General features: G+C 63.8%; 32 protein-coding genes. 12 read left to right on the forward strand and 20 right to left on the reverse strand.

Annotated features, from left to right (window positions below; genetic code table 11):
* The first annotated feature begins 51 nt into the window (after positions 1–51).
* From ACGYK9_RS06650 to ACGYK9_RS06660, 3 genes are read left to right on the forward strand one after another with little or no spacing between them, the layout of a single operon-like run.
* Entirely contained in the window at positions 52–1,137 is a 1,086-nt protein-coding gene (locus ACGYK9_RS06650) for an ABC transporter ATP-binding protein (protein ID WP_067261317.1), read from the forward strand.
* Positions 1,137–1,994 carry an ABC transporter permease gene (locus ACGYK9_RS06655; RefSeq protein WP_209217402.1) on the forward strand — a complete coding sequence of 286 codons (858 nt, stop codon included), beginning with the start codon at positions 1,137–1,139 and terminating at the stop codon, positions 1,992–1,994. The genes ACGYK9_RS06650 and ACGYK9_RS06655 overlap by 1 nt, the downstream gene beginning before the upstream one ends.
* A gap of 4 nt (positions 1,995–1,998) precedes the next feature.
* Entirely contained in the window at positions 1,999–2,850 is an 852-nt protein-coding gene (locus ACGYK9_RS06660; RefSeq protein WP_067261320.1) for an ABC transporter permease, read from the forward strand.
* Between the two features lie 42 nt (positions 2,851–2,892).
* On the opposite strand, the gene ACGYK9_RS06665 is transcribed toward ACGYK9_RS06660, so the two are convergent.
* The 5 genes from ACGYK9_RS06665 to ACGYK9_RS06685 form a co-directional block, all read right to left on the reverse strand.
* Entirely contained in the window at positions 2,893–3,459 is a 567-nt protein-coding gene (locus ACGYK9_RS06665; RefSeq protein ID WP_394413276.1) for a poly-gamma-glutamate hydrolase family protein, read from the reverse strand.
* Between the two features lie 22 nt (positions 3,460–3,481).
* Positions 3,482–4,417, reverse strand: a complete 936-nt coding sequence (locus ACGYK9_RS06670) for a class II glutamine amidotransferase (RefSeq protein ID WP_394413278.1) — start codon at positions 4,415–4,417, stop codon at positions 3,482–3,484.
* A gap of 162 nt (positions 4,418–4,579) precedes the next feature.
* Positions 4,580–4,867 carry an SH3 domain-containing protein gene (locus ACGYK9_RS06675; RefSeq protein WP_209217398.1) on the reverse strand — a complete coding sequence of 96 codons (288 nt, stop codon included), beginning with the start codon at positions 4,865–4,867 and terminating at the stop codon, positions 4,580–4,582.
* Between the two features lie 60 nt (positions 4,868–4,927).
* On the reverse strand, positions 4,928–7,324 hold the full coding sequence (locus ACGYK9_RS06680) for a PAS domain S-box protein (RefSeq protein ID WP_394413281.1): 2,397 nt from the start codon (positions 7,322–7,324) through the stop codon (positions 4,928–4,930).
* 209 nt (positions 7,325–7,533) lie between these two features.
* Positions 7,534–8,682 carry an alpha-D-ribose 1-methylphosphonate 5-triphosphate diphosphatase gene (locus ACGYK9_RS06685; RefSeq protein ID WP_394403136.1) on the reverse strand — a complete coding sequence of 383 codons (1,149 nt, stop codon included), beginning with the start codon at positions 8,680–8,682 and terminating at the stop codon, positions 7,534–7,536.
* Between the two features lie 47 nt (positions 8,683–8,729).
* Here ACGYK9_RS06685 and ACGYK9_RS06690 point away from each other — a divergent pair, with 47 nt between their 5' ends.
* Complete coding sequence (locus tag ACGYK9_RS06690; RefSeq protein ID WP_394413284.1) at positions 8,730–9,407, forward strand: DUF1045 domain-containing protein; 678 nt, start codon at positions 8,730–8,732, stop codon at positions 9,405–9,407.
* Here ACGYK9_RS06690 and phnN read toward each other — a convergent pair.
* Genes phnN through phnG form a run of 7 tightly spaced genes read right to left on the reverse strand, consistent with a single transcriptional unit; the run spans position 9,383 to position 14,469 of the window.
* On the reverse strand, positions 9,383–9,931 hold the full coding sequence (gene phnN, locus ACGYK9_RS06695) for a phosphonate metabolism protein/1,5-bisphosphokinase (PRPP-forming) PhnN (protein WP_394413287.1): 549 nt from the start codon (positions 9,929–9,931) through the stop codon (positions 9,383–9,385). The two genes, ACGYK9_RS06690 and phnN, sit on opposite strands and share 25 nt — an antisense overlap.
* Complete coding sequence (phnL, locus tag ACGYK9_RS06700; RefSeq protein WP_394413289.1) at positions 9,928–10,611, reverse strand: phosphonate C-P lyase system protein PhnL; 684 nt, start codon at positions 10,609–10,611, stop codon at positions 9,928–9,930. Before phnL ends, phnN begins: the two co-directional genes overlap by 4 nt.
* A 52-nt stretch (positions 10,612–10,663) precedes the next feature.
* Positions 10,664–11,434, reverse strand: coding sequence for a phosphonate C-P lyase system protein PhnK (phnK, locus tag ACGYK9_RS06705; RefSeq protein WP_394413292.1), 771 nt, complete (start codon positions 11,432–11,434; stop codon positions 10,664–10,666).
* The gene (locus ACGYK9_RS06710) at positions 11,431–12,300 is read right to left on the reverse strand and encodes an alpha-D-ribose 1-methylphosphonate 5-phosphate C-P-lyase PhnJ (protein WP_394413368.1); all 870 of its coding nucleotides are present in this window, start codon (positions 12,298–12,300) and stop codon (positions 11,431–11,433) included. Before ACGYK9_RS06710 ends, phnK begins: the two co-directional genes overlap by 4 nt.
* A gap of 47 nt (positions 12,301–12,347) precedes the next feature.
* Positions 12,348–13,451, reverse strand: coding sequence for a carbon-phosphorus lyase complex subunit PhnI (locus tag ACGYK9_RS06715; protein ID WP_394413295.1), 1,104 nt, complete (start codon positions 13,449–13,451; stop codon positions 12,348–12,350).
* Positions 13,451–14,011 (reverse strand): phosphonate C-P lyase system protein PhnH, encoded by a 561-nt coding sequence (gene phnH, locus ACGYK9_RS06720; protein ID WP_394413298.1) that lies wholly within the window; start codon positions 14,009–14,011, stop codon positions 13,451–13,453. Before phnH ends, ACGYK9_RS06715 begins: the two co-directional genes overlap by 1 nt.
* Positions 14,011–14,469 (reverse strand): phosphonate C-P lyase system protein PhnG, encoded by a 459-nt coding sequence (gene phnG, locus ACGYK9_RS06725; protein ID WP_394413301.1) that lies wholly within the window; start codon positions 14,467–14,469, stop codon positions 14,011–14,013. The genes phnH and phnG overlap by 1 nt, the downstream gene beginning before the upstream one ends.
* A 101-nt stretch (positions 14,470–14,570) precedes the next feature.
* On the opposite strand from phnG, the gene phnF reads away from it, so the two are divergent.
* Positions 14,571–15,284, forward strand: a complete 714-nt coding sequence (phnF, locus tag ACGYK9_RS06730) for a phosphonate metabolism transcriptional regulator PhnF (protein WP_394413304.1) — start codon at positions 14,571–14,573, stop codon at positions 15,282–15,284.
* Here phnF and ACGYK9_RS06735 read toward each other — a convergent pair.
* The 5 genes from ACGYK9_RS06735 to phnC all read right to left on the reverse strand — a co-directional run bounded on the left by ACGYK9_RS06735 (position 15,281) and on the right by phnC (position 19,896).
* Positions 15,281–15,895, reverse strand: coding sequence for a chloramphenicol acetyltransferase (locus ACGYK9_RS06735; RefSeq protein ID WP_394413307.1), 615 nt, complete (start codon positions 15,893–15,895; stop codon positions 15,281–15,283). The two genes, phnF and ACGYK9_RS06735, sit on opposite strands and share 4 nt — an antisense overlap.
* Positions 15,895–17,130, reverse strand: coding sequence for a phosphonate ABC transporter, permease protein PhnE (gene phnE, locus ACGYK9_RS06740; protein WP_394413371.1), 1,236 nt, complete (start codon positions 17,128–17,130; stop codon positions 15,895–15,897). The genes ACGYK9_RS06735 and phnE (ACGYK9_RS06740) overlap by 1 nt, the downstream gene beginning before the upstream one ends.
* A gap of 65 nt (positions 17,131–17,195) precedes the next feature.
* Positions 17,196–18,074, reverse strand: a complete 879-nt coding sequence (phnE, locus tag ACGYK9_RS06745) for a phosphonate ABC transporter, permease protein PhnE (protein ID WP_394413310.1) — start codon at positions 18,072–18,074, stop codon at positions 17,196–17,198.
* Positions 18,075–18,147: 73 nt separating this feature from the next.
* A complete protein-coding gene (gene phnD / locus ACGYK9_RS06750; protein WP_271689405.1) occupies positions 18,148–19,056 on the reverse strand; it encodes a phosphonate ABC transporter substrate-binding protein in 909 nt (302 codons plus the stop codon).
* 45 nt (positions 19,057–19,101) lie between these two features.
* On the reverse strand, positions 19,102–19,896 hold the full coding sequence (gene phnC, locus ACGYK9_RS06755; protein ID WP_067261353.1) for a phosphonate ABC transporter ATP-binding protein: 795 nt from the start codon (positions 19,894–19,896) through the stop codon (positions 19,102–19,104).
* Positions 19,897–20,327: 431 nt separating this feature from the next.
* Here phnC and ACGYK9_RS06760 point away from each other — a divergent pair, with 431 nt between their 5' ends.
* From ACGYK9_RS06760 to ACGYK9_RS06785, 6 genes are all read left to right on the forward strand, one after another.
* Complete coding sequence (locus tag ACGYK9_RS06760; protein ID WP_209217383.1) at positions 20,328–20,582, forward strand: hypothetical protein; 255 nt, start codon at positions 20,328–20,330, stop codon at positions 20,580–20,582.
* Positions 20,579–21,340: a ChaN family lipoprotein gene (locus tag ACGYK9_RS06765; protein WP_394410632.1), complete on the forward strand. Its 762-nt coding sequence runs from the start codon at positions 20,579–20,581 to the stop codon at positions 21,338–21,340. The genes ACGYK9_RS06760 and ACGYK9_RS06765 overlap by 4 nt, the downstream gene beginning before the upstream one ends.
* Positions 21,341–21,351: 11 nt before the next feature.
* On the forward strand, positions 21,352–21,669 hold the full coding sequence (locus ACGYK9_RS06770) for an antibiotic biosynthesis monooxygenase family protein (RefSeq protein ID WP_394403129.1): 318 nt from the start codon (positions 21,352–21,354) through the stop codon (positions 21,667–21,669).
* Positions 21,670–21,829: 160 nt separating this feature from the next.
* Positions 21,830–22,006, forward strand: a complete 177-nt coding sequence (locus ACGYK9_RS06775) for a hypothetical protein (RefSeq protein ID WP_394403127.1) — start codon at positions 21,830–21,832, stop codon at positions 22,004–22,006.
* Between the two features lie 5 nt (positions 22,007–22,011).
* Positions 22,012–22,176, forward strand: coding sequence for a hemin uptake protein HemP (locus tag ACGYK9_RS06780; RefSeq protein WP_394413374.1), 165 nt, complete (start codon positions 22,012–22,014; stop codon positions 22,174–22,176).
* Positions 22,177–22,272: 96 nt separating this feature from the next.
* Positions 22,273–22,701, forward strand: a complete 429-nt coding sequence (locus tag ACGYK9_RS06785; protein ID WP_209217596.1) for a YqaA family protein — start codon at positions 22,273–22,275, stop codon at positions 22,699–22,701.
* Positions 22,702–22,704: 3 nt separating this feature from the next.
* Here the strand turns inward: ACGYK9_RS06785 and ACGYK9_RS06790 are convergent, their stop codons facing one another.
* Complete coding sequence (locus ACGYK9_RS06790) at positions 22,705–23,226, reverse strand: cell wall hydrolase (protein ID WP_394413316.1); 522 nt, start codon at positions 23,224–23,226, stop codon at positions 22,705–22,707.
* A gap of 182 nt (positions 23,227–23,408) precedes the next feature.
* Between ACGYK9_RS06790 and ACGYK9_RS06795 the strand changes: the two genes are divergently transcribed.
* Positions 23,409–24,098 carry a UTRA domain-containing protein gene (locus tag ACGYK9_RS06795; protein WP_394413319.1) on the forward strand — a complete coding sequence of 230 codons (690 nt, stop codon included), beginning with the start codon at positions 23,409–23,411 and terminating at the stop codon, positions 24,096–24,098.
* A gap of 37 nt (positions 24,099–24,135) precedes the next feature.
* Here ACGYK9_RS06795 and hutU read toward each other — a convergent pair whose 3' ends face one another.
* Both hutU and hutG read right to left on the reverse strand, forming a co-directional pair.
* Complete coding sequence (gene hutU, locus ACGYK9_RS06800; protein WP_394413322.1) at positions 24,136–25,803, reverse strand: urocanate hydratase; 1,668 nt, start codon at positions 25,801–25,803, stop codon at positions 24,136–24,138.
* Positions 25,800–26,600 (reverse strand): N-formylglutamate deformylase, encoded by an 801-nt coding sequence (gene hutG, locus ACGYK9_RS06805; protein WP_394413377.1) that lies wholly within the window; start codon positions 26,598–26,600, stop codon positions 25,800–25,802. Before hutG ends, hutU begins: the two co-directional genes overlap by 4 nt.
* Positions 26,601–26,609: the final 9 nt, after the last annotated feature.

Here is a 26,609-nt window from a genome sequence, read left to right on the forward strand (position 1 = left end):
TACGAGCGGCACCCTCATTTCGGGGGTGTCGCATCTTTATACGGAATTCACATGACCCCAGATCTGGAATGCGTCGACCTCGTTAAGCGGTTCGGCGATACCACCGCTGTTAACAACGTCTCCTTCACGGTGCCGCCCGGCAGTTTCTTCTCCATCCTCGGGCCTTCGGGCTGCGGCAAAACAACAATCATGCGGATGATCGCGGGGTTTCTTGACCCTACTTCTGGTGACATTCGGATCAAGGGCGGCTCGGTGCTCGATACGCCGCCGAACAAGCGCCCGGTGAACATGGTGTTTCAGCATCTGGCGCTTTTCCCGATGATGACGATCGCCGAGAATATCGGCTACGGGCTGCGCCGTCGCGGCATGCCCAAGGCCGAGATCGCGCGCAAAGTCGATGAGGCGCTTGACCGGATCGGCCTGCCGGGCATCGGCGCGCGCAAGGCGGATGAGCTTTCGGGCGGGCAGAAACAACGGGTCGCCATCGCGCGCTGCATGGTGTTAGAACCTGACGTGCTGCTGCTGGATGAGCCGCTGGGGGCGCTGGACCTCAAGCTGCGCGAACATATGAAGGTTGAGCTAAAGGCCCTGCAAGCCGCCTTTGACACGACATTCGTCTATATCACCCACGACCAATCCGAAGCGCTGGTGATGTCCGACCAGATCGCGGTGATGAGCAACGGCCAGTTCGAGCAGGTGGGCCGGGGGCAAGATCTCTACTACCGCCCCGAAACGCCCTTCGTCGCCGGTTTCATCGGTGAATCGAACCGCTGGAAAGGCCGGATCGAACGGGTGGAGGGCGACGCCCTGCAATTGCGCACCGACAGCGGGCTTGCCATGCGCGCCACCGGCGCGGGCCTTGTCCAAGGGGCAAAGGCCGAGATTTTCGTGCGGCCCGAATCCATTCGGCTGGCTGCCAGTGCCGATGCGCTGTCGGGTTTCGACAATCAGCTAAAGGGCACCGTCACCAGCCTGTTGTTCAACGGCGCGGCTTCCCGCGTCTTGGTGCAGGATGACGTGGGTGAAACGCTCGAAGTCACGCTGCCGCAATCGGGGGAGTTCTCAAGCCTGAAACGCGGCGACGTGGTGCATATCGGCTGGGGCGCGGGGCAGGCGACCTGCTTTGGGGTCGCGTGATGCGCAGCCAATCCCGACTGACATTCTACCTGCTGCTGACGCCCTTGGTGCTGTGGCTGGGGCTTTTGATCATCATCCCGCATATCGACATGCTGCTGATTTCGCTGCGCGAGCGGATCAGCTTTGGCGTCTATGAAACCAGTCTGGCGCAATATGAAAAGGCGCTGACCGAACCGCTGTATTTGCGCACCTTCTGGCGCACGGCGGTGATGTCGGTGCTGGCCACCGCGCTGACGCTGCTGATCGCCTTCCCGGTGGCCTATTACATCGCCAAAATGGCGAAGGGGCGCTTGCAGCAGGTGTTGTTCCTGCTCTGCCTGATCCCGTTTTACGTCTCCGAACTGGTGCGCACCTTTGGCTGGATGATCCTGCTGCGCGAGACCGGTCTCGTCTCGAACCTGTTGCAATGGGTGGGGCTGGCCGACCGTCCGGTCGAGTTGCTTTATACGGATGCCACGATGATGGTGGGGCTGGTCTATACCTCTATGCTCTTCATGGTGGTGCCGCTTGTCACCACGCTGGAAAGTCTCGACGACAGCGTGATCGAGGCGGGCTATGATCTGGGCGGCAGCGGGCTTTCCGTCCTGCGTGAGATCATCATCCCCCATGCCATGCCCGGTATCGTGTCGGGCTGTATCGTGGTCTTCATGCTGAGCTTGGGCAACTACCTAACGCCGACCATGCTGGGCGGCAAGGACAGCCTGTGGTTCACCGAAATGATCTATAACCAGTTCATCGTACGCTCCAATTGGGAGCTGGGCGCCGCCTTTGGCTTTATGCTGTTGGTGCTGTCTTCGGTGATCGTCTGGGGGATGCTCTGGCTCACGGGCCGGACCCTCAAGGAAACGATGGGGTGATCCAATGATCCCGACAATCCCGCAATCGCGCAGCTTTCGCATTGTCTATGGTGGCTATGTGGCGCTGTTCTTTCTCTATCTGGCCCTGCCGCTGACCGTGGTGGCGGTCTTCGCCTTCAACGACAGCCAGTTCCCCTCTCTCCCGTGGGAGGGGTTCACATGGAACTGGTTCTTTGGCGAGGAGCGCCCGCAGATCGGCGTCTTTCACGAACGCGGCATTCTGCGCGCGGTCGGCACCTCGGCCTTCGTGGCGCTTTGCGTGGCGGTGCTTTCCGTCTGCGTGGGCACGACCAACGCCTTTTTGTTCAACCGTTATGAGTTCCGTGGCAAGGGGTTCCTCTATGTGCTGATGCTGCTGCCGCTGGTGATCCCCGGCATCGTGCTGGGCATCTCGGTGCTGGTGTTCTCCTCAACACTGGCCAATGGCGTCTGGGACTTGGCGCAGATCGACATTCAGGCGCTGCGCCCCGGTCTGCTTTTGGTGATCCTCGGGCAGTTCAGCTTTATCACCACCATCGCCACGCTGGTGATCTCGGCCCGGTTGCAGAAATTCGACCGGACCTTGGAGGAGGCGGCGCTGAACCTTGGCGCGGACCGGCTGACGGCGGTGCGCACGATCACGCTGCCGTTCCTTGCGCCTGCGATGGTCGGGGCCGTGGTGGTGGCGTTTTTGATGAGCTTTGAGAACTTTAACACCACGCTGATGCTTGTGGGCTCCGACGCGCCGCTGACCATCGCCATGTTCGACCGGCTGAAAGAAGGGTCGACCCCGCTGCTGAACGCCGTGTCGCTGCTCTTGATGCTGGGCTCGTCGCTTTTGGCGCTGCTGGTGATCCTGTTCCAGAAAAAGGGCTAAGCGCCCTTCGGCAGGCCCGCCAATCGGGCCTGCCACTTCCGGCTAAAGCGCGGCACGCAACGCGCGGCTGAACCTGTCAAGTAAAACCGAATCCTCCGCCAGATGGCGCCTCAGTGACCGGGGCAGTTCAAGCTGGACCCCCGTGCCGTTGCGGGTGCGGTTGCAGATATTCGTCTCATGCAGGCCGGGCAGGGTGGTGTTCACCTCCGCCCCGAAGCCCGCCCTGCGCAGGGCGGAGCCAATGGCCCCGCGCATCGCCTTGTCCCGTCCGCCGAGCCATACGGTTTGGGTGCCATCGTCCTTGCGGCCATGTACGGCGACGGCCCCCTCGGCGCTGCCGACAAGCGCCAGCGCCTGCGGCTCATCGAAACGGTGCGAGGTGATGTGAAAATCCCCATGCGCCCCCGGCTTTAGCGCCTCGAAGACACAGAACGACAGGTCGCGCCCCGCGATGGCCCCGGCGATTAGGCCCGTCTCGGGTTCGATCGTGCCGCCATGCGGGGCCAGAATGACGACCGCGCTGCCGCGGTCCTCGGCCCGGATGCGGTAATCGACGCCCGCGACCATCTCGGCGGAGAGGTCGGCAAAATTCTGGAAGCGATCTGCCATAAAGGCTCCTGTTAAATGGCGGTTACACGTCGAGTTTGCGGACCGTTTTGCGGATCAGCCCGTCCTTCCGCTCCAGAAACACGATCTCGCCAAATTCGATCTTCAGCCATTCCTCCGCGTTTTCGGTCAGCGGCTCCGACGCGAGAATGGCAGAGGTCGCCTCCCCCTCGGGGCAGGCGTCGATGTCATAGGTGTTCGCATAGTCCTGAAAATTCGCCCCAGTAAGCAGGTAGATCGGTTCAAGCAGCATCGACAGGGGCAGGTCCTCATCCCGCAGCTTTTGCCAATCGCCTGTGACATCCGTCTCACCCTCATGGCCGCAGCCGAAGTTGACACCGATGATCCGCCCCTTGCTGACCAGCGCGATCTTGAGTTTGGTGAGCGCCGCGAGGTCAAGGTCGCGGGCGGCTTTGCAGATCACCTGCAACAGCTTTTCGAACCCGCGCTGCACGTCTTCGTCGCTGTCGCCCTCCAGCAGGGAGAGCAGCAGCACATAGAGGAATTCCGTATCCGTCGTGCCGCGCATCTGGGTGAGGTATTGGTCTTTGCAATGGGGCAGGAGTTCACGCTGCAACTGCCGCCAGTGGGGCAGGGCGCCGTTCTGGGCGATGATCCACGGCGTATGGTCAAAGGAGAATGGGTGGCAGTTCTCATCGGCCTGCACCACGCTGGCGTCATAAGAGGCCGCGCGGATATGCGACAGCAGGGTATGGGCCTGAAGGCTAGGGATCACCGATTTGGCGTTGTCGTCGTGAAAGGCGGCCTTGGGCCGGTGGTAGCGCAGCGGCGCTTCGGGATGCAGCAGATGCTCGCTCCACGCGGCGAAACCCCATCCGGCCAGTTGCAAGCTGGGGTGCAGTTCCGGATCAAGGCTTTGGTTCAGCAGGCTGTTCTCAGGCGCAAGGAGCAGCGACTCGATTGGCAATTCAGGTCCGATATAGGCGAGGAAGCGGCACATGGTTTTCCTTACTCTTGAGATATTTCAGCGACTTCGAAGAAGGGTGTGAAGGGCTGAGATAGAGCAAGGCGCGCGAAAATCGACTTAGGACGCGGCAGCGCGGCCCTAGCGCCGCGCCCGTCGGGGGGGCGGCCCGGCAAACGGGCCACCCGAGGTCATAAATCAAATGTCAGAGATATAATCCGCCGAGACATAGCCCTGCACCTCAGGCGCATCGGCCAAGGAGACGCGGCACCACAATTGTCCGATCTCGGTCACGCAGTCGCGGCGGTTCAGGACGGTGCCGTCGGGCAACCCCATGATGATCCCGAAATCCAAACCCGGCCCGGACCGCAGTTTCAAAAGCTCATCCGGCCCGGTGCGGTGGACCATGACGCGGTCACTGGCCACGCCCGCGCAACCAGCGATGAACATAGCGGTGGAAACGGCTGCGAATGTAATGCTGCGCATGATCTGCCTCTCTTTTGTTTTCTTTCTCATAGATCGAAAACCGGGCTGATCCTAGCCGCCTTATTCCGCCGCCGCCTTGCACTGCTCCAACGCCCGTTTCAACGAATGTTCGTCATAGGGTTTCATCAAGCTGACATAGCGCGCCGCCTCTGCATCGCCTTCGGCATATTCCCGCGGATCGGCACCCGAGGCGATGATCACGGCGATTTCGGGGCGCAGCTGCGTCACATGCTCCACCAGTTCCATGCCAGAGCCATCGGGCAGGCCAAGGTCGGTGAACATGACATCGAACCGCTCTGCCTGAAGGCTGCGCTCCGCGGCGGCGACGCTGTCGGCCTCGGTTACCGCATAGCCCAGATCAGAGAGCATATCCGCCGTGGCCATGCAGATCAGCGCATCGTCTTCGACCAACAGCACCTTGGGCGCGTCATCGGCGCTCGGCGCGGTCTCTGCCGCTGGCGGGGCGGTCTCGGCGCTGGTTTGGCGCGAGAGGATCTCATGGATTTTCAGCGCCAGCCGTTCGCGGGTGTAGGGTTTGCTCAGCAGATCGACCCCTTCGTCGAGCCGCCCGGCATGAACGATGGCGTTCTGCGTATAGCCCGAGGTAAAGAGCACGCCGACATTCGGCAGATGCGCCTTGGCCTCGCGGGCAAGCTCGGGGCTGCGGATTTTGCCGGGCATGACCACATCGGTGAACAGCAGGTTGATCTGCACCCCGCTTTTGATGATCGCCAGCGCGCTGTCCGCATTCTCGGCAGTAAGCACGCCATAGCCAAGATCGCGCAGTTGATCGACGGCAGTCTCGCGCACGGCGGCATCGTCTTCGACCACAAGGATCACCTCGCCACTGCCGGTGGGCGTGTCGGTGGTGGCGGGCAGCGGGGCGCTTTCCTCCTTGCGCTGTGTGCGTGGCAGGTAGACCCGCACGGTCGTGCCTTGCTTCTCTTCGCTGTAGAGCTTGATGTGCCCGCCGGATTGTTTGACGAAACCGTAGACCATGCTGAGGCCCAGCCCCGTGCCCTCTCCGGTCTCCTTGGTGGTGAAGAAGGGGTCAAAGACCTTCTCCATGATCTCGGGCGGGATGCCCGCGCCGGTATCGGTGATCGCCAGCATGACATATTGGCCCGGCGCCACGTTCGGATGGTTCTGCGTATAGGCATCATCCAGCGCGGCATTGCCCACTTCGATCGTCAGCTTGCCGTGATGGGCCATTGCATCGCGCGCGTTGATGGCGAGGTTCAGGATCACGTTCTCCAACTGCGCCGGATCGACAAGACAGTTCCACAGGCCCCCCGAGATCACCGTCTCGACCTCGATCCCTTCGCCAAGCGTGCGGCGCAGCATGTCGTCCATGCCCCGCACCAATCGGCCAAGGTTCTGCGGTTTCGGCTCCAAGGGCTGCTGCCGCCCAAAGGCCAGCAACTGCGCGGTGAGCTTGGCCCCGCGCGACACGCCCGCCATGGCATTGTCGACGAACCGCCGCTTGGCGTCGCCCTCGGGCAGTTCTTTCGACAAGAGTTGCAGGTTACTGCCCACCACTTGCAACAGGTTGTTGAAGTCATGCGCGATGCCGCCGGTCAACTGGCCCACGGCTTCCATCTTTTGCGCCTGCACCAATTGCGCCTCAAGCCGGTCCCGCTCGGCCATGGCCTCTTCGATCTTGGTTTTCAGCGCGTTGTTGAACTCGATCTCGGCATTGCGGGCGCGCAGTTCTTCGCGCAGGTCGCGCACCTCGATCACCGTGCCCACGGTTTTGCCGGTCTCGTCCTTCATCGGGGAGGCGGTGAAGCCCACGGGGTAGAAGCTGCCGTCCTTATGGACAAAGGTCTCTTCCCCTTGAGTCTGGTGGTTCTCGGGAAAGGCGCGGTCGATGGCGCAGTCTTCGATGGGAAAGTGCCGCCCGTCGGGATGGGTGTGGTGGATCACATCATGCAGCGGTCGGCCTGCGGTTTCCTCGAACCGATAGCCGGTCAGCTCTTCGGCGGCGCGGTTCATGAAAACGCATTGCTGCTTGTCGTCCATCATGAAGATGGCCATCGTCGTGTTGCTCAGGATGGCGTCCAGCCGGGCCGAGACTTTGGTCAGCGCCGCGTTGGCCTCTTTCTGTTTCGTGATGTCCTGAATGGCCGCGTAGAGGACCGTGTCATTCTCAGTCACGATCAATTGCAGATGGGTCAGCACGTTATAGCGCGACCCGTCCTTGCGTTGGTGGATCGTCTCATATTCCAGCGTCGTCTTCTCACCGCTCAGCAGCGGTTGGACGAGATCCAGAAACGCCTCGCGCGAGAGTTCGGGCTTGATGTCCCAAGCCGCCATGCCGCGCAGCTCATCCATCGAATAGCCAAGGTTCTCCCGCGCGCCGCGATTGGCGAGGGTGAAGGTGAAATCTTCGACTGAAAACAGGTAAACTTCGCTGGCCGCATCTTCGACGATCTGGCCAAGGCGATCACTCGCCAATCTGAATGCTTCTCGCACCATTTTCCTCAAACTTGTCGGCCATGATGACCGGCTAAATTATTCTGCAAGATGCAGGTTTGTTTAACCTAGCCTTATGGAGGGACAAGACGAGGGCAAAAAGCCACATTCGTATAAGGGGCGGGTTTTTGCGCAGATCAAAGGGAGGCGCACCCGCCGGGACCGGCGGATGCGCAGGGGGCAGGGCGCGGTCAGGCCACGCGGTTGCCCATGGCATAGACCGAAGCCAGGATCGGCGCGTCTTTCATGATGTCAAAGAGGATCAGATCGGCCCGCGCGCCCAGAGCGATCTCGCCCCGGTCGGTCAGCCCTGCATGATGCGCGGGCGTGCGGGTCACGGTGGCGAGCCCACGTGCCATGTCGCCCCATAGGTTGCCCAGTTGCACCGCGCCCAGCAAAAGGGCTGCGGGCACATAGTCGGACGACAGGATGTCGAGCAGGTCCAGTTCCGCCAGTTCCTTGGCCGCGACATTGCCCGAATGCGAGCCGCCGCGCACGAGGTTGGGCGCACCCATGATCGTGGCGATGTCTTGGGCATGGCACGCCTCTGCCGCTTCGCGGGTGGTGGGGAATTCGGCCAGCCGCACGCCATGGGCATGGCTGGTCGCGACCTGTTCGGCGGTGGTGTCATCATGGCTTGCCAGCGCCGCACCATAGCGCGCCGCCGCTGCCACCGCTGCCGCTTCATGTTTCGCCCCAAGCCGGTCCTGCAACCCATGCAGAAAGGTGACGTAATCGCCGAAATCCTCCCGCGGCAGGCCGTTCTTGCCGCAGACGTAATCCTCGAACTTTTGCACGTCGCGGAATTGCCGCTGGCCGGGGGTGTGATCCATCAGGCTGACGATGCCGACCTTATCGTCGGGGCCAAACTCGGCCAGTTCCTCCTCCAGCGTTTCGGAACAGATCTCGGCGCGCAGGTGGATGTGGTGGCTGATCGCCAGCGCCCCGCTGTCACGCATCATCAGGATCTCATCGGCCATGTCGCGGGCGTATTTCCCGTAGCGTTTGCGCCCTTCGTCCGACAGGATCGATCCCACCCGGATCGCGTCGAAAACCGTGGTGATCCCGGTGCCCGCCAGTTCGCGGTCATGGGCAATGATTGCGGCACGGTGCGGCCAGTCGACCTTGGGCCGCGGCTTCATGTGGCGCTCTAGGTTGTCGGTATGCAGCTCCACCAGCCCGGGGGCGACGTAGCGGCCCTCGCAATCGATCGCCCCCTTGGGCAGGGCGGTGCCTTCGGCGATATCGGCGATCACCCCGTCGCGCAGCACCACGCTGCCGGGGATCACCGCATCGGGCAGGATGATTTTAGCATTGGCGAGAATGGTTTCTTTTGTCATGTGAAGGTCACGCTTGTTGCGCATCTATGGATGCAGGGAGAAGATGAATGAAGTTCGACCGCTACGCGATCTATTACACGCCCAAGGGCGCATTGGCCGAGGCTGGGGCCGCTTGGCTGGGGTGGGATTTGGCGCGCGGGCGTGCCGTGGCGCATCCTGAGGTCACGGGGCTGGACGTGGCCGCCCTGACCGAAACGCCGCGCAAATACGGGCTGCATGCGACGATCAAACCGCCGTTCGTGCTGGCCGAAGGCGCATCGGCTGACGGGGTGCTGACCGAGTTCAAGACGCTTTGCAAGCGGCTTGCGCCCGTCACGCTGGATGGGCTGGCGCTCACCCCGCTGGGCCGGTTTCTGGCGCTGACGCCCGCGGGGGACACCGCCGCGCTCAACGCCATGGCCGCCGAGGTGGTGCGCGGCCTTGATACTTTCCGCGCGCCGCCGACCGAGGCCGATCTGGCCCGCAGGCGTCAGGCCAATCTGACCCCGGTGCAAGAGGCCAACCTCAGCCAATGGGGCTACCCTTATGTGATGGAGGCGTTCCGCTTTCACATCACCCTGACCGGCAAGCTGCCCAAGGGCGATCTGCCGCAGGTCACCGCAGCGCTCGCCCCCTATATCACGCCGCATCTGCCACGGCCCTTCGTGCTGAACAGCCTGACGCTGGTGGGGCAGGCCGAAGACGGTATGTTCCATGAGGTTCACCGCGCGGCCCTTTCGGGATAAAACGCCGTCAGCGCCTGTGTCACGGTCTGCGTAAGCGGGCCGGAGTTGTCGATCTCGATCGCAGCGATATGGTCGGGCAGGGCGCGTTCGGCCCGCGCCAGCCGGGCGGTGATCTCTGCGTCAGTTTCGCGCCCACGGCCCCGCAGCCGCGCGGCCAGCACTTCGGGCGCGGCGGTGAGCGACAGCACCTCGAACCGGTCAAACCTAAGCTTCGCTTCGGTCAGCACCGCGCGCGAGAGGTTGGCCAGCACGTCGCGCCCCTCGGCCAGCGCCATATCGACCGCGATGGGGATGCCATAGCGCAGCCCATGCGCGGCCCAGCTGAGGGCAAAGGCGCCCTCCGCCTCCAGCCGCAGGAACGTGTCCTCGTCGATCCCGTCGAAGTCTTCGCCGCCCGCTTCGCTGGGCCGGGTGATGGCGCGGCGGGCGAGGAAGAGGTCGGGCTGCGCTTCCGCCAGCGCTTCCATAACGCTGTCCTTGCCCACGCCCGACGGCCCCACCACCGCGATGAAACGCCCGCTCATGCCGCCAATCCGGGGGTGAAGCGGGTCACGTCCACTTCGCGGTTGCAGATTTGGTCGCGGGCGGCTTCGTCATGGAAGATTCCCAAGATCGCCGTGCCGCGGGCCTTGGCCTCTTCGATCAGCGCCAGCACCGTGGCGCGGTTGGTGGCGTCAAGGCTCGCCGTCGGCTCGTCCAGCAGCAAGACGGGGTAGGGATGCGCAAAGCCGCGCGCGATGTTCACCCGCTGCTGCTCCCCGCCGGAAAAGGTCGTGGGGCTGAGCTGCCAAAGCCGTTCGGGGATGTTGAGTTGTGCGAGCAATTCTCCGGCCCGCGCCCGTGCCTCGCCCTCGCTGCTGCCCACCGCGCGCAGCGGCTCGGCCACGACATCCAGCGTTGCCACCCGTGGCACGACGCGTAGGAACTGGCTGACATAGCCCAGCACATGACGGCGCAGCTCCAGTATCTCGCGCGGGGCGGCTTGGGCGACATCCAGATCGCCCACCATGATCCGGCCCGAGGCGGTCAGGTAATTGCCATAGATCATCCGCATCAGCGTCGATTTCCCGGCGCCCGAAGCGCCGGTCAGCGCCACGCATTCGCCCCGCGCCACGGTCAACTCACCGCCGCGCATCACCGGGATCACCGCAGCGCCCTGATTGTGCAGGGTGAAGGATTTGCTTACATTTTCCACGCGTATCATGGTTTAGCCTTGCTCGGTATAATTCTAAAATTGAATGGTTTTCTTTGCATGTTCACACCTGTAGCACGCTAGAGACCAAAAGCTGCGTATAGCCGTGCTGCGGGTCGTCGAGCACCTGATCGGTCAGGCCGGTTTCCACCACATGGCCGTCTTTCATCACCATCAACCGATCCGCCAAGAGCCGCACCACCGCCAGATCATGGGTCACGATGATGGCGCTCAGCCCCATCTCACGCACAAGCCCGCGCAGCAGGTCGAGCAGCCGCGCCTGAACGCTCACGTCCAGCCCGCCCGTGGGTTCATCCATGAAGACCAGCCGCGGTCCGGTCACAAGGTTGCGGGCGATCTGCAAACGCTGCTGCATCCCGCCAGAGAAGGCCGAAGGCCGGTCGTCGATCCGATCCTCGTTGATCTCAACCCGGCCCAGCCAATCGGTGGCGCTGGCGCGGATGTCACCGTAGTGCCGCGTGCCCACGGCCATCAGCCGCTCGCCCACATTGCCGCCTGCGCTGACGTTCATGCGCAGCCCGTCGCGGGCGTGCTGGTGGACAAAGGCCCAATCAGTGCGCGACAGCATCCGGCGCTCCGGCTCGCTCATCGTTACCGTGTCGCGCAGCCCATCGGCGCGGGTGTCGAAACGCACGGCCCCGCGATCCGGGGTCAGATGCCCGGCTAGCGTGTTGAGCAGCGTCGACTTGCCCGAGCCGCTTTCGCCGACGATGCCCATCACCTCACCGGGGTAGAGATCAAAGCTAACATCGGTGCAGCCGATCCGCGCGCCATAGAATTTCGCGATGTTTTCAACTTGCAACAAGGGGGTCATGCCATGCCCTCCACCACAGGTGCTGCATCCGCGCCGCGATGCCCGGCAGTCTGACGCGCCGCGCAATAATCGGTGTCGGAACACATGAACAGACGCCCGCCTGCGTCATCGACGATCAACTCGTCCAGATAGCTGTCTTCGGCCCCGCAGAGGCCGCAGGGATGGTCGGCCTTGCTCGCCTCAAAGGGGTGGTCCTCGAAATCCAGCGACACGACTTGCGTATAGGGCGGCAGCGCATAGATCCGCTGCTCGCGCCCCGCGCCAAAGAGTTGGATCGCGGCCATTTCAAGTTTCGGATTGTCGAATTTCGGGATCGGCGAAGGGTCCATCACATAGCGCCCCTCGACCTTGACCGGATAGGCATAGGCCGTGGCAATCGCGCCGTGCTGGGCGATGTCTTCGTAAAGTTTCACATGCATCAGCCCGTATTCCTCCAGCTCGTGCATTTTGCGGGTCTCGACCTCCGAAGGCTCAAGAAAGCGCAGCGGTTCGGGGATCGGCACCTGATAGACCAGCACCTGATCCTCGCTCAGCGCGGCTTCGGGGATGCGGTGGCGGGTTTGGATGACGCTGGCCTCGGCCGTGGCTTCGGTCACCGCGACGCCTGCGGTCTTTTGGAAAAAGCGGCGGATCGAGACGGCGTTGGTCGTGTCATCCGCGCCTTGGTCGATCACTTTAAAAGTATCCTCGGGCGTCAGCACCGCGGCAGAGACTTGCACCCCGCCAGTGCCCCAGCCGTAAGGCATCGGCATCTCGCGGCTGGCAAAGGGCACCTGATAGCCCGGGATCGCCAGCCCTTTAAGGATCGCGCGTCGGATCATCCGTTTTGTCTGCTCGTCCAGATAGGCAAAGTTGTAGTCGTTCATGCCCCGGTCCTCATGCCTGTCTTGGTCACTCTGTGTCATGGCAGGGTTCATTCCGCGGCCTCCCGTGGTGCGTCTTGCGCCGCGGCTGTCGCCTCGCGGCGCAGTTTGCGGATCAGTTCGAGTTCGGATTGGAAATCGACGTAATGGGGCAGTTTGATATGCTCCAAGAACCCCGTCGCCTGAATGTTGTCAGCGTGATAGAGCACGAATTCCGCGTCCTGCGCCGGCGCGCCGAGGTTGTCTTCACCCAACTCCTCCCAACGCAATGCCCGGTCCACCAGCGCCATGGAGATCGCCTTGCGCTCGGACATGCCAAAGACCAGCCCATAGCCACGGGTGAACTGCGGCGGCTCGGTCTTGGAGCCTGCAAATTGGTTCACCGTCTCACATTCGGTCAGCTCGACCTCGCCGATCTCAATGGCGAAGCCGAGTTCGGGAATGTCCATTTCGACCGCGACTTTGCCGATGCGCAGCTCCGCGACGAAAGCGTGATTGCGCGCATAGCCGCGTTGCGTGGAATAGGCCATGCCGAGGACGAAGCCCTCGTCACCGCGGGTCAACGCTTGCAGGCGCAGGTCGCGGGTGGCGGGGAGTTCCAGCGGCTCGCGGGTCAGGTCGCGCGGCGGGGTCTTGCTGTCCGTGTCGCGCTGCATCAGCCCTTCGCGGTCGAGGAATTCCATGATGTGCGGCGTCTCCGCGGGCGGCTCGCCCTCGGGCGCTTCGGGGGCCGGGGGCACCTCACCATCGGCGGCGAGTTTGAAATCCAGCAGCCGGTGCGTGTAGTCGAAGGTCGGCCCCAAGACCTGCCCGCCCGGCGCATCCTTGAAGGTGGCCGAGACGCGGCGGTCGCAGGCCATGCTGCCCGTGTCCATCGGGCGCGAGGCCCCGAAACGCGGCAGGGTGGTGCGATAGGCGCGGATCAGAAACACCGCTTCGATCAGATCGCCCCGCGCCTGTTTGATCGCCAGCGCAGCGAGGTCAGGATCATAGAGCGAGCCTTCGGCCATCACCCGGTTCACCGCCAGCGTCATCTGCTCGCGAATCTGCGCGACGGTGAGTTCGGGCACCTTTGCGTCACCGCGCCGCTCTTCGGCGAGCCATGCGTGGGCGTTGTCGATCGCCCGCTCGCCGCCTTTTACCGCTACATACATCAGGACACCTTTGTGCTTCGGGGCAGCGCCGCCAGACGGTCGCCGCAGGTGAAAATGAAATCCAACCCACGCGGGAAGAGCGCCGCGTTTTGTTGGAAGGCGGCGCGCTCGGGCAGCGACAATTCCGCGCTGTCTTTGATGCCGGGGCCGGAGAGGGCCGCGCCCCCGGCGCGTAGCTCATCCACCTCGACGATCAACGTGGCAGAGCGGTCGGGGTAGGCGGCGGTCCCGAGGGGGAAGTTGCCGCGCGGCAGGTCGTCCCAGGCGCCCAAGGCAAATTCCGCCGCAGTTGCGGGGGCGAAGGGCGCGCCGGTGTGGAATGTGATCCAGTCGCGCAATTCGGGCCGGTCGAAACCGGGCGCGAGGTAGAGCGGCGTTTCGGGGTCGCAGAGCGTCAGTAGGACAACCCCTGCGGCGGTGGAGAGACCCACGGGCGGTTCGGCCCCGGTCACGCTGTTGATCTCCCCCGGTTTGGCCATGGCGTTCATCACTGCGCGAAAGGCAAAAGCGGCGTCTTTGGGCGCGTCGCGAAACCCACCTGTCAGCGATAGGGTCTGCATCAGTCTTCTCCTCTGACCATGGTGAAAAAGTCGACCTTGGTGGCGGCGGCCTTGGCGGCCCGGCTGGCGCGGCGCTGGCCCTCGATCTCGGCCAGCGGGTCGAGCAGTTTGGCGCGGACCTCATCCGCCGCATCGCCCTGCATCAGCGCGTCGGTAAGGGCCGCTTGCAGCGCCTTGTCGCGGCTGCGGCCCTGCACATAGGCGTGGCCGTCTGGCCCATCCGACAGCCGGACCGAACAGCGCGTGACCGACATCTCGCCCATGTTGAAGGCGTCGCCCACAGCCCCCATTCGGCCCCGCAGCATGACGCCGCCGATCTCAGGCGCGCGGAGCACCTCATGGGCGGGCAGGGGGCCGAAGCCCTCCCAAAGCCGGGCGAGATCGCGGGCCTCGGCCCGTGCGAGCAGGCCCATCCACGCCTGCCTGTCGCGGGACTTTTCCTTGGTTTCAACCGTCATCTAGACACCTTGTGCATTTGTCTAATTTACTATACAACTAGACAAGTATTAGCCGCTGGCCTTCCGCTGGCGCAAGCTTGGATATGTGAAACTTCTGCGACATGGCCCGTACTGCGATCTGGAAAACCATCACCGCCGCCCTGACCCATGACATCGCCGCGGGGAAATACACCCCCGGCGACCGGCTCCCGACCGAGGCGCAGTTGGCGGCGCGCTTTGGGGTCAATCGCCACACGGTGCGCCGCGCGATCAGCGACATGAACGAGAGCGGGCTGACCTATAGCCGCCGGGGGGCGGGGGTCTTCGTGGCGCAGCGGCCCACGGATTATCCCATCGGCAAACGGGTGCGCTTTCACAAGAACCTGGCGGCGGCAGGGCGGGTGCCGGCGAAGGAGGTTTTGACGTTAGAGACACGGGCGGCTTCGGCCCATGAGGCCGAGCAGTTGGGGCAGGTTGGGGATGCGCTGGTGCATGTCTATGAGGGGCTGTCGCTGGCCGATGAGCAGCCCATCGCGATCTTTCGCAGCATCTTTCCCGCCGCGCGGTTTCCTGACCTGTTGGCGGCGCTTGAGGCCAGCCGCTCGGTCACCACGGCCTTGGCGCAGGGCGGGGTGGCGGACTACACCCGCGCCTCGACCCGGCTGACGGCGAAGCTGGCCACTGCCACGCAGGCGCTGCATCTGCGGCTGTCCGAAGGCGCGCCGATCCTGCGCTCGGCGGGGATCAACGTGGACCCCGAAGGCGTGCCGGTGGAATACGGGGTGACTTGGTTCGCGGGTGACCGGGTGACGCTGACGCTCAACCCCGGCGACTAGCCGTATTTCTCAAGAAACGCTTCGGCGGGCAGGGTTTGGAAATCCTTCAATGACGCGTGCAAGCGGTCATGGGGCCAATCCCACCACGCCAATTCCTCCATCCGCGCGGCGATGCTTTCGGAAAAGCGGCGGCGCAGCGGTTTGGCGGGGATGCCGGCGACGATCATATAGGGGGCGACATCGCGGGTGACGATGGCCCCGCCTGCCACCACCGCGCCGTGGCCGATGGTTACCTCGGGCCGGACCTGCGCGCCGTGGCCCAGCCATGTGTCATGGCCAATCACCGTGCGGCGGCTGCGGCGCAGGGCAAACCAGTCGGCGTCATCCTCGGCCCCGTCAAAGTAGTCCCCGGCGCGGTAGTGGAAGTGGTGCAGGCTGGCCTTTTCCATCGGGTGATCCGTGGCCCCGATGCGCACGCTGGCGGCGATATTGCTGAACTTGCCGACTTGCGTGTTGGCGATGTCGCACCAGCGGTCGCAGTAGGAGTAATCGCCGATCTCGGAATGGGCGAGGCGCGTGGCGCGCCCGATCTCGACATAGCGCCCGAACTGCGTGTCAGTCACTTCGCAGTCCGGGTGAAGGAAGGGCGCATCCGCTTTGAGACGCGCCATCAGTGGCCCGCCCCATTGCCCGCGATCAGCTTGCGGCGCAGCCAGCCCGAGAAGCTGTCCATCGCCACGACCATCAGAATGATCAGCACGATGTAATAGCTCACCTCTTCCCAGTCTTTCTGGGTGATGATCGCTTGGGTCAGCAAAAGACCGATGCCGCCCCCGGTGATCGCGCCGATGATGGTGGCAGAGCGGGTGTTCGACTCCAGATAGTAAAGCACTTGGCTCAGCAGAACCGGGGTGATCTGCGGGATCACGCCAAAGCGGTAGCGCTGCACGGGGGTGGCCCCGGTGGAGGCGATGCCTTCGATCTGTTTGTCATCCACATTCTCAAGCGCCTCGGAAAAGATTTTGCCGAAGGTGCCGGTGTCTGTCAGCAGGATTGCGAGCGATCCGGTCAGCGGGCCGGGGCCAAAAGCGCGGGACAGCACGATGGTCCAGATCAGCCCGTCGACCCCGCGCAGGAAGTCGAAGAGCCGCCGCGCGGCAAAGCGCAGCGCGCCAAGCGGAGAGAAGTTCTTGGCCGCAAGAAACCCCAGCGGCAGGGCAATCATCGCCGCGCCAAAGGTGCCGAGGAAGGCCATGAGAACGGTCTCGACCAGCGCCCAAGCCACATCGCCGTGACGCCACATCTTGTTGGTCCAGAAGTCCTGCCAGATCGCGCCATATTCACCGCTGCGCAACAGCTCAAGCGGGGACATGCCGTAGTAGGGGCTGTCGAGCGTGAAGAAGAACAGCTCCCACCCGTTGAAATAGCGGAACACCTCGGCGCGGTTGCGGGTGATCGTCAGGCGGCCTGCCTCCGTGGTCACGGCAAGACGGTTTTTCGATGCGTTGATCCACGCAGGCAGGGGGCCGTCGGGCAGGGTGGCGTTGACGCCGCTGCGCCCCGGCGTGGCGGTGATCAGCCCGTAGCCCGGCACGTCATAGCGCACCTCTGGCCCCAGTTCGACGGTATGGCCGTTGCCCAACTCGACGATAGAAGTCTCGCCCAAGGTGACCCAATCGGGGGCGGTGCCGGGCGCATAGCGGCCCTTGCGCTCGCCTTCGATGGCGATCTCCATCTCGCCGTTGCGGTTGTCGCGGGCGACATGGGTTTTGTAGCTATAGCTGTCGGCCACCAGTGTCTTCATGTTCGACACGTTGATGCGGTCACCCAGCCCGGCCACGTCGAAGGCAAAGAAGACGTAAGTGAGATAGGCAAGGATCAGCACCGGGGCGGCAAGGCTCGCCATGCGTTTGCGCCGGAAGCTGCGGCTGGCGACCTGCTGAGCGGGGAGGGTGGAAGCGATAAGGTCGGTCACAGGATGGCTCCCTTGTCCTTATAGGCGCGGCCATGGGTCAGCCGATCGCGGAAATGGCTTGAGACTTGGTCGACGATGATGATGGTGCCGAAGAGCAGCAGAAAGATTGCCGCCGCCTCGTCGAATTTGCCTTGGCCCCAAGACATCGTGTTGCGCAGGTCATAGCCGATGCCGCCTGCGCCGACGAAGCCGAGGATGGCCGAGGCGCGGATGTTGATCTCGAACCGCAGCAGCGCGTAGGAGAGGTAGTTGGGCGCGACCTGCGGCACGACGCCCAACACCATGCGTTGCAGCCAGCCCGCCCCGACAGAGGCAAGGCCGTCGACAGGTTTGAGAGAGGCGTTCTCATTCACCTCGGAAAAAAGCTTGCCGAGCGCGCCCACGGTATGCAGCGCGATGGCGATCATCGCGGGCACCGGGCCGCCGCCCAGAAGGAAGATCAGCACCAGCGCGACGACGATCTCAGGCACCGCGCGCAGCACGTCCAGCAGGCGGCGCAGCGGCGCTACGAGCCACGGCGCGGGGGCAAGGCCGCGGGTGGCCAGAAGGGCAGCGAAGAAAGCCAGCAGCGCGCCGATCAGCGTGGCGGCCCCGGCGATGTTCACCGTCTCGATCAGAGAGGGGAGGTATTTCATGAAATAGCCGGGCAGCAGATGGACGCGCTCCCAAGCCTCGCCCAGCACATCGGCGGGGAAGTCAAAGACATTGGGCAGCCCGTTCCAGAACCCGCCCGCGTTGCGGGCATTGGCGGTGCCGAAACCGCCGATCAGCAGGGCCACGAAGACGACCAGCAGGATCATGTTCATCACCCGTTTCTGTCGGGTCTGGGCAAGGTAATCCGCCGTGATCTGCGGTGCGGTGGTGGTCTGGTGCATCTGTCGTCCCCCTATGACGACAGGCCCCGACAATTGTTGCCGGGACCTGCCAGATGTCTGTCGTTCTGTCGGATCAGTTGGATTTCGCCTTGCGCGCTTCGACGATCGAGACATAGGCGTCATGCGCGATCGGATCGAAACCGAGGCTCTCGCCCGCGGCCACGCCATAGGCGCAATCGGCGTCTTTCTCGTGCAGCTCATCCACCAGTTGGGTCATCGTCGCCTTGACCTCTTCAGGCAGGGCCTTGCGCAGCACGACCGGGCCTTCGGGGATCGGCTTGGAGCGCCAGATTTCCACCAAATCGTTCATGTCGACGAGGCCCGCGTCCACAGCTTTGCGCAGCGCGCCCGAGTTGTAGCCGTCTTCCCAGTTGCCCTGACCGTCAGCCCATGTCACGCCGCCGTCGACGTCACCGTTGTTGACCGCGACGATGGTCTGCTCATGGCCGCCGGTGAATTTCACTTCGCCGAAGTAGTCGCCGGATTCCATCGTGGCACCAGTGGTCTGGGGGATTTCGATGGAGGGGATCAGGTAGCCCGAGGTGGAGTTCGGATCGCCAAAGCCAAAGACCTTGCCCTGCATGTCTTCGAGGCTCTCGATGCCCGCGTCTTTGCGCGCGAAACCGATGGAGTGATAGCCGTAGGAGCCGTCGAGGTTGATCTTGACCAGCACCGGCTCGACCGCTTCGGGGTCTTGCAGATGCACGGCGGCATAGGCCGAAGCGCCCAGCCATGCCATGTCGAGCGTGCCGCCCAGCAGGCCTTGGATCACGCCGTTATAGTCGGCCGGGGCAAAGAGTTTGGCCGGAACGCCAAGGCGCTCTTCGGTGTAGCCGCGCAGACATTCGTAGGAGTTCATCCGGTCCTGCGCGTTTTCCCCGCCGAGGATGCCGATGCGGAATTCGTCGATCTCGGCACTTTGGGCCATGGCGGTGCCGGTGAGGGCCGTGGTTGCCAAGGCGGCGGCGATGAGCTTTTTCATTGTGTCGTCTCCGTTTGCAAAAAATGCCCTTTGGGGCGGGTCGTGTCAGGCTGGCACTTTGTCCAGCGTTTCGATCTCGGTTGAGGTGGCGGCTTCGGAAAAGCTGCTGTCCGCACCGTAGATTTCGCGGGCCATGCCGGTGGTCAGCTGCTCGGGCGTGCCGTCAAAGACGATCTTGCCGTCGCGCATCCCCACCACGCGGTCGCAGTAGCGGCGCGCGGTATCCAGCGTGTGAAGGTTGGCGATGACCATGCGGCCGTCTTCCTCGTGAATGCGGCGCAGCGATTGCATCACCACCTGCGCGTTCATCGGGTCGAGGCTGGCGATGGGTTCATCCGCCAGAATGATCTGCGGGTCTTGCATAAGGGCGCGGGCGATGGCGACGCGCTGTTGCTGCCCGCCGGAAAGCGCCTCGGCCCGTTTGGGCGCATGCTGTGCGATGCCCAGCCGGTCGAGGATTTCGATGGCGCGGGTGATGTCGGCATCGGGGTAGAGGTTGAAGATGCTGCTCAGCGTCGAGCGGCGGTTGAGCGTGCCGTGCAGGACGTTCGATACCACATCCATCCGCGGGACGAGGTTGAACTGCTGAAAGATCATCGCGCATTCCGCCTGCCAGCCACGCCGGGCCGCGCCGCGCAGGGCGGTCACGTCGCGCCCCTGAAACAGGATCTGCCCCGAGGAGGCATCGGTCAGCCGGTTGAGCATCCGCAGGAGTGTGGATTTCCCCGCGCCGGAGCGGCCGATGATTCCGATCATCTGCGGCTTGTCGACCTCTAGGTTGGCGCGGGCCACCGCTGTGTTCGCGCCGAATGTTTTGGTCAGTTCAGAAATGACGAGCATAAGTCCCCCGGGGTTTGCGGGGCGAGCTATCGCAGCGGTGAATGTCACGAATGTTTAAGTTTGACGAAGCTTTTGTAACGCGTCCCTTTTTGCGGAACGGCTGCCTAAGCCCGCGCGTTTGTGCTTGTTTTATAGGCGCTTGTGCGATGCCGCCGCTGCTGCGCATGGGGCAATCGAGCGGGGCTGCGAGGGCCTAAGGGCTGGTTTTACGCAATGAAATAAGGGCCTGCGAAATAGAGCTTGCGGAACAAACTGCACGGATTAATGCTTTCTCTCACAAGGCGGTTCAGATAGGGCCGCATCTGGTCAGGCCGCGCAATTGGCGCAGCGACCGTTAAGATCTTTGGCCGGATCACCGCGCGCGCAGTGTCCTCCACCCGCGCCCCCTATGGTGAGACAGGCCCCCGACAAGCATTCAAAGGAGCGCGTTCATGGACGCCCAAGTTATCGCATTTCTGATTCTGCTGCCGATCACGCTGGTTTTCGTCTACGCCGGCATCCACGAGTTTCGGCGCTACAAAAGCGAGGGCAAGGCGAACTACGGGTTGGTCTTTGACGAGGAAAGCGGCACCACCCATGTCAGCGGCATCGCCGAAGACGAAGACCCGTTCGACCCCGAAGACTTTGACCCCAACGATTACAACGACCCCGAAATCAAAACCGACACGGATGAGCGCAAATCGTGAGCGCGAAGCGCCTTTGCGCCGCGCTGCTGCTTTCGCTGGCATTGCCCGCGCAGGCTGACACCCCCGCCGAGATCGTGATCTTGGGCGAGGTGCACGATAATCCCCATGCCCATCTCGAACAGGCCGCTGCCCTAAAGGCGCTGCGTCCTACGGCTGTGGTGTTCGAAATGCTCACCGCCGAAGAGTCGGCAAAGGCCGACGCCGATCGCAGCCAGATTGCGCAGGCTTGGGCGGCGAGCGGGTGGCAGCAATTCGATATCTATGCCCCCATTTTCGACGCTTTGGGAGACGCCCGCATTATCGGTGCCGCCGCACCGCGCGCGGCGGTGCGGCGCGTGTACCAAGAAGGCGCAGCCGCGCTCTTCGGGCCTGAGGCAGCGCGCTTCGGCCTTGACCAGCCCTTGCCGGAGGATCAGCAGGCCGCGCGGGAAGAGTTGCAATTCGCCGCCCATTGCGAAGCCATGCCGCGCGAGATGATGGGCGGGATGGTCGCCGTGCAGCGCTACCGCGACGCCACCTTCGCCCGCGCCGCGCTCGCCGCGCTCGAAGCCCACGGCCCGCCCGTGGCGGTGATCACCGGCAATGGCCACGCCCGCACCGACTGGGGCATTCCCGCCCTCATCGCCCAAGCCGCTCCCGAGGTGACGACCCATGCCATCGGCTTTGTAGAGGCCGAGACCGCGGTGCCTTTCGATGAGACCCGCCTCATCCCGCCCGCCGAGCGCGACGACCCCTGCAACGCCCTGATCGAGAACTAAAGGACAGGCCCATGTATCTTGCCATGAACCGTTTCACCGTCTTGCCCGAGAATGCCGCCGCTTTCGAAGCGCTTTGGTTGAACCGCGAAAGCCACCTGAAGGAGAGCGAGGGGTTCGTCTCCTTCCATATGCTCAAAGGGCCGGAGACGGAGGGGGCGATCCTCTATGCCTCTCACACTGTTTGGGAGAGCGAGGCGCATTTTCGGGCTTGGACGACCAGCGATGCCTTTCGCGCCGCCCATGCGCGGGCGGGGCAGACCCGCAAGCTGCACGAGGGCGCACCGCAGTTCGAAGGCTTCAGCGCCATTCAGAAGATCGACGCGGAATAACGCGGAAGGGCCGGGGTTTCTATACTTGACTAAAATAATCGGATTAAGTAGCCGTTAAAGGAACCCGGGCGTTTCGCCGGGGTATGAACGACTTTACGCCGAAACCGTCCAAGCCACCGCGCGTCGGAAGCCCGGATGTCAATGGAAAGGAGCCCGCCCCGTGAGGACACCCGTGACCACGCCCGAGCCAATGGCCCATGCCCGGCTACAGACCCCATCCAACAATAGCTGGCGCGACATCGCGCTTGGCAGCAACGATGCCGCAGCCTGCGAGGGTTTCGGGCTGGAGCATCTCATCGATCTGCAACGCGCCCGCCAAATGGGAGAGATGGCATGAGCCTGATGCAAAAGCTGCCCGATCCATCGCCCACCGCTCAACCGGCCCAAGAGGCCGTGCATGATGCCCGCGCCTTGGTGCCCAATGGCTCGACCGCGAATATTGTCTTGGACGGCCAGACCTATACGCTGCGCATCACGCGGGCGGGCAAGTTGATCCTGACCAAATAAGCCTGCGCGCTTTCCCAAAGCGCGGCTTGCCCTGTGGGCGCGGCGTCTTTACTGACGCGCCATGCCCTGCCGTCTTTGCCCACTTTTGCCGCTGACATGCTGGCCCTGCTGAGCCTGTTCTTCGCGGCGCTGCTGGCGGCCACCCTGATCCCCGCGCAATCCGAAGCGGTGCTTTTGGGGCTGATGTGGTCGGGCGCTCATGCCACGGCGCTGTTGTGGCTGGTGGCGACGCTGGGGAATGTGCTGGGATCGCTGCTGAACTGGTGGCTGGGCCGCTACCTTAGCCATTTCGCCGATCACCGCTGGTTTCCCTTTTCGGCCAAGCAGATGGCCCGCGCCTCTGGCTGGTATCGCCGTTGGGGTTATTGGAGCCTGCTGGCCAGTTGGGTGCCGATCATCGGCGATCCGCTGACCTTGGCCGCGGGCATGTTGCGCGAACCGCTTTGGCGGTTCTTGCTGATCGTCACCCTTGCCAAGGGCGGGCGTTACCTCGTGCTGATTCTGATCGCCCGCGGGGTTTTGTGACCCTTAGTGCGGGGTGATCCCTTCGAGCGGCGGCAGCGGGTTGGGCGCGGTCACAAGATGGGCGCGGCGCTTTTCGTAAAAGGCATTGCCCCCCGCCGTCACAACATAATGCATGTTGTTGTAGTTCGCATTGTACCACGCCGCGTGGAAGAATTTTGCGCGGGTGACTTTCGGATGCCGCTCCCCCTGAAGCACGGCAAGTGCCGTGGCGCGGGCCAGCGGGGCGCCGCGGTCGGTCATCGGTTTCGTCATCACGCCGGGGGCGAATTGATTGGGCTGACCGACCACGCCGCAGACCGTGTCAGGGAAGGCGTCGGAGTGGACGCGGTTCAGCACCACCGTCCCCACGGCCGCCATTCCGTCGCGGCTGGAACGGTTGGATTCGAAATACATCGCGCGGGCCATACACTCCACCTCATCCGCCGGAACCGCGACGACTTCGGTCTGTTTGCCACCGCAGGCGGCGAGCAGGCCAAGGCCCAAGAACAAAGCGGCAGTGCGGATTTTCGGGGGCTGAACGCGCATGGGCGGCCTTTCTGGATAAGGAGGCAGGTGGCGCGTAATTTTTCAGCAAACGCGGCGGGAGGCAAGACCCGCGCCCGGCTCCGGCGGTATCCCTCCGGGCGGGGCGCGCGGGGGGCGCTTGGGCTGGGGATTGATCTAGTGTAATGCTTGGTAAAACAGTCATGATCGCAGCAGGCCGCCCTATGAAAGTCACCTACCGGGATGTGAAAACCGACATCCTGTCAAAGATCACCAAGGGCGAGTGGCCGTTGGGCAGCCTTGTGCCCAATGAGGTCGATCTGGCCGAGACCTATGGCTGCGCCCGGGCGACGGTCAACCGCGCCATGCGCGAATTGGCCGAAGAGGGGTTCATCGAAAGGCGGCGCAAGGCGGGCACGCGGGTGCGCATGGCCCCGCTGCGGCAGGCCCGTTTCGACATTCCGCTGGTCCGGGCCGAGATCGAAGAGAAGGGCGCCGACTACCGGTATTCGCGGGTGAGCCACGGGGTCGAGCCTGCGCCCGACTGGCTGCGCGCCCGGCTAAAAATGGGCGCGGGGTGCGAGGCGTTGCATCTGGTCTGCATGCATTACGCCGATGGCGACCCCTATCAATTTGAGGACCGTTGGATCAACCTCGCCACCCTGCCGCAGGCGCGGGAGGAGAGTTTCACCGATGTCGGGCCGAACGAATGGCTGATCTCGGCCATTCCCTTTTCGGATGTGGAGATCAGCCTCTCCGCTGGTCTGGCCGATCAGCGGTTGAGCGAATACCTCGCCTGCGGCTTGGGCGATCCGGTCTTTACGGTGGAGCGGTCGACGTGGTGGGAGGGGCAGGCGGTGACCTATGTGCGGCTGTCCTACCGCCCCGGCCACCGCCTGACCACGCGCTATTAAGCTGCCGCCGCCGCGGGTGGGCGGCAGCGCTCAGCGCTTAAAGGATACCCGGCAGGTCCAGCCCATGTTCGCGCGCGCAATCGCGCGCTTCGTCATAGCCCGCGTCCGCATGGCGCATCACGCCCGTCGCCGGGTCGTTCCAGAGCACCCGCTCGATCCGGCGGTCGGCGTCCTCGGAGCCGTCACAGCAGATCACCATGCCAGAGTGCTGTGAGAAGCCCATGCCGACCCCGCCGCCGTGGTGCAGCGACACCCAAGTCGCCCCCGAGGCGGTGTTCAAAAGCGCGTTCAGCAACGGCCAATCCGACACGGCATCCGAGCCGTCTTTCATCGCCTCCGTCTCGCGGTTGGGCGAGGCGACGGAGCCGCTGTCGAGGTGATCGCGGCCAATCACCACTGGCGCGCTGAGCTCGCCCGTGCGGACCATCTCATTGAAGGCCAGCCCCAGCTTGTGGCGCACGCCTAAGCCCACCCAACAAATCCGTGCAGGCAGCCCTTGGAAAGAGATACGCTCCCGCGCCATGTCGAGCCAGTTGTGCAGATGCGTGTCCTCAGAGAGGATTTCCTTCACCTTGGCGTCGGTCTTGTAGATATCCTCAGGATCGCCCGACAGCGCCGCCCAGCGGAAGGGGCCGATGCCGCGGCAGAACAGCGGGCGGATATAGGCCGGGACGAAGCCGGGGAAGTCGAAAGCGTTCTGCAAGCCTTCCTCCAGCGCCATTTGGCGGATGTTATTGCCATAGTCGACCGTGGGGATGCCCGCGGCGTGGAAATCGACCATCGCCTGCACCTGCACCTTCATCGAGGCGCGGGCGGCTTTTTCGACGGCTTTGGGATCGCTCTCACGTTTCTCGCGCCATTCGCCCATCGTCCAGCCCTGCGGCAGGTAGCCGTTCACCGGGTCATGGGCCGAGGTCTGGTCGGTCACGATATCGGGGCGGACCCCGCGTTTCACCAGTTGGGGAAAGACATCGGCGGCATTGCCCAGAAGTGCAACCGATTTCGCCTCGCCCGCGGCGGTCCAGCGTTCGATCATCGCCAGCGCCTCATCAAGGCTGTCGGTCTTTTCATCGACATAGCGGGTGCGCAGGCGGAAATCGATGCTGTCGGGATTGCACTCCACCGCCAGACAGCAGGCCCCGGCCATGACCGCGGCCAAGGGCTGCGCGCCGCCCATGCCGCCCAAGCCCCCGGTGAGGATCCATTTGCCTTTGAGGTCACCACCATAGTGCTGGCGGCCTGCCTCGACGAAGGTCTCATAGGTGCCCTGCACGATGCCTTGGCTGCCGATGTAGATCCACGATCCGGCGGTCATCTGACCGTACATCGCCAGACCCTTCTTATCGAGCTCGTTGAAATGGTCCCAATTCGCCCAATGCGGCACGAGGTTGGAGTTGGCGATCAGCACGCGGGGAGCGTCCTTATGGGTTTGGAAGACGCCCACGGGCTTGCCCGATTGCACCAGCAGCGTCTGGTCGTCTTCCAAGGCGCGCAGCGAGGCGACGATCTGGTCATAGTCCTCCCACGTCCGCGCCGCGCGCCCGATGCCGCCGTAGACGACCAGCTCATGCGGGTTCTCGGCCACGTCGGGGTGCAGGTTGTTCATCAGCATCCGCAGCGGCGCTTCGGTCAGCCAGCTTTTCGCCGAAAGCTCGGTGCCGGTGGCGGGATAGACGTCACGGGTGTTCTTACGCGGATCGCTCATGCTGTGCCTTTCAGGGTAGGGGCCAGTGCGGCCAGAGTTGTCAGGATATCGGTCAGATGGACGCGCAGCCGCGCGGCCTTGTCGGGGTCATAGGGCCAAGGCGGCGCCTCGGCGCCGAGGTAGCTGCTTTGCGCCAGTTCCATCTGGATCGCGTGGACCCCTTCGTCGGGGCGGCCGTAGTGGCGTGTGGTCCAGCCGCCTTTGAAGCGCCCGTTGGTGACGGCGGTGTAGCCGGGTGCGGCGGCGCAGATCTCGGCGACGGCGGCTTCGATCTTGGGCGCGCAGGTGGCGCCGAGGTTCGTGCCGATGTTGAAATCGGGCAGCGGGCCGTCAAAGAGGAAGGGGATCAGCGAGCGGATCGAGTGGCAGTCATAGAGGATCGCGACCCCATGCAGGTCGCGGACGCGGGCCAGTTCGGCCTCAAGCGCTGCGTGATAGGGTGCGTGGTATGCCACGCGGCGGGCCTCAACCTCGGCTGCGTCGGGCGGGGTGGTCCAGATGTCTTGCCCGTCGAAATCCGTCAGCGGTACCAACCCGGTGGTGTTCTGGCCAGGATAGAGCGATGCGCCCGAAGGGTCGCGGTTGGCGTCGATGACATAGCGGTGGAAGGTCGCGCGCACCGTGGTCGCGCCGGGCAGCAACCCGTCGTAGAGCCGGTCGATATGCCAATCGGTATCCGCCAATTCCCGCCCGCGCGGGTTCAGATCACGCCGGATGGCCTCGGGCAGGTCAGTGCCGGTGTGGGGCAGGCCGAGCACGATGGGGCTGTCGCCGCGGGTGATCTCGACGGGGGTGATCTCAGCGGG

Source organism: Sulfitobacter sp. 1A15258 (assembly GCF_043557045.1).
GTDB classification, from domain to species: domain Bacteria; phylum Pseudomonadota; class Alphaproteobacteria; order Rhodobacterales; family Rhodobacteraceae; genus Sulfitobacter; species Sulfitobacter faviae.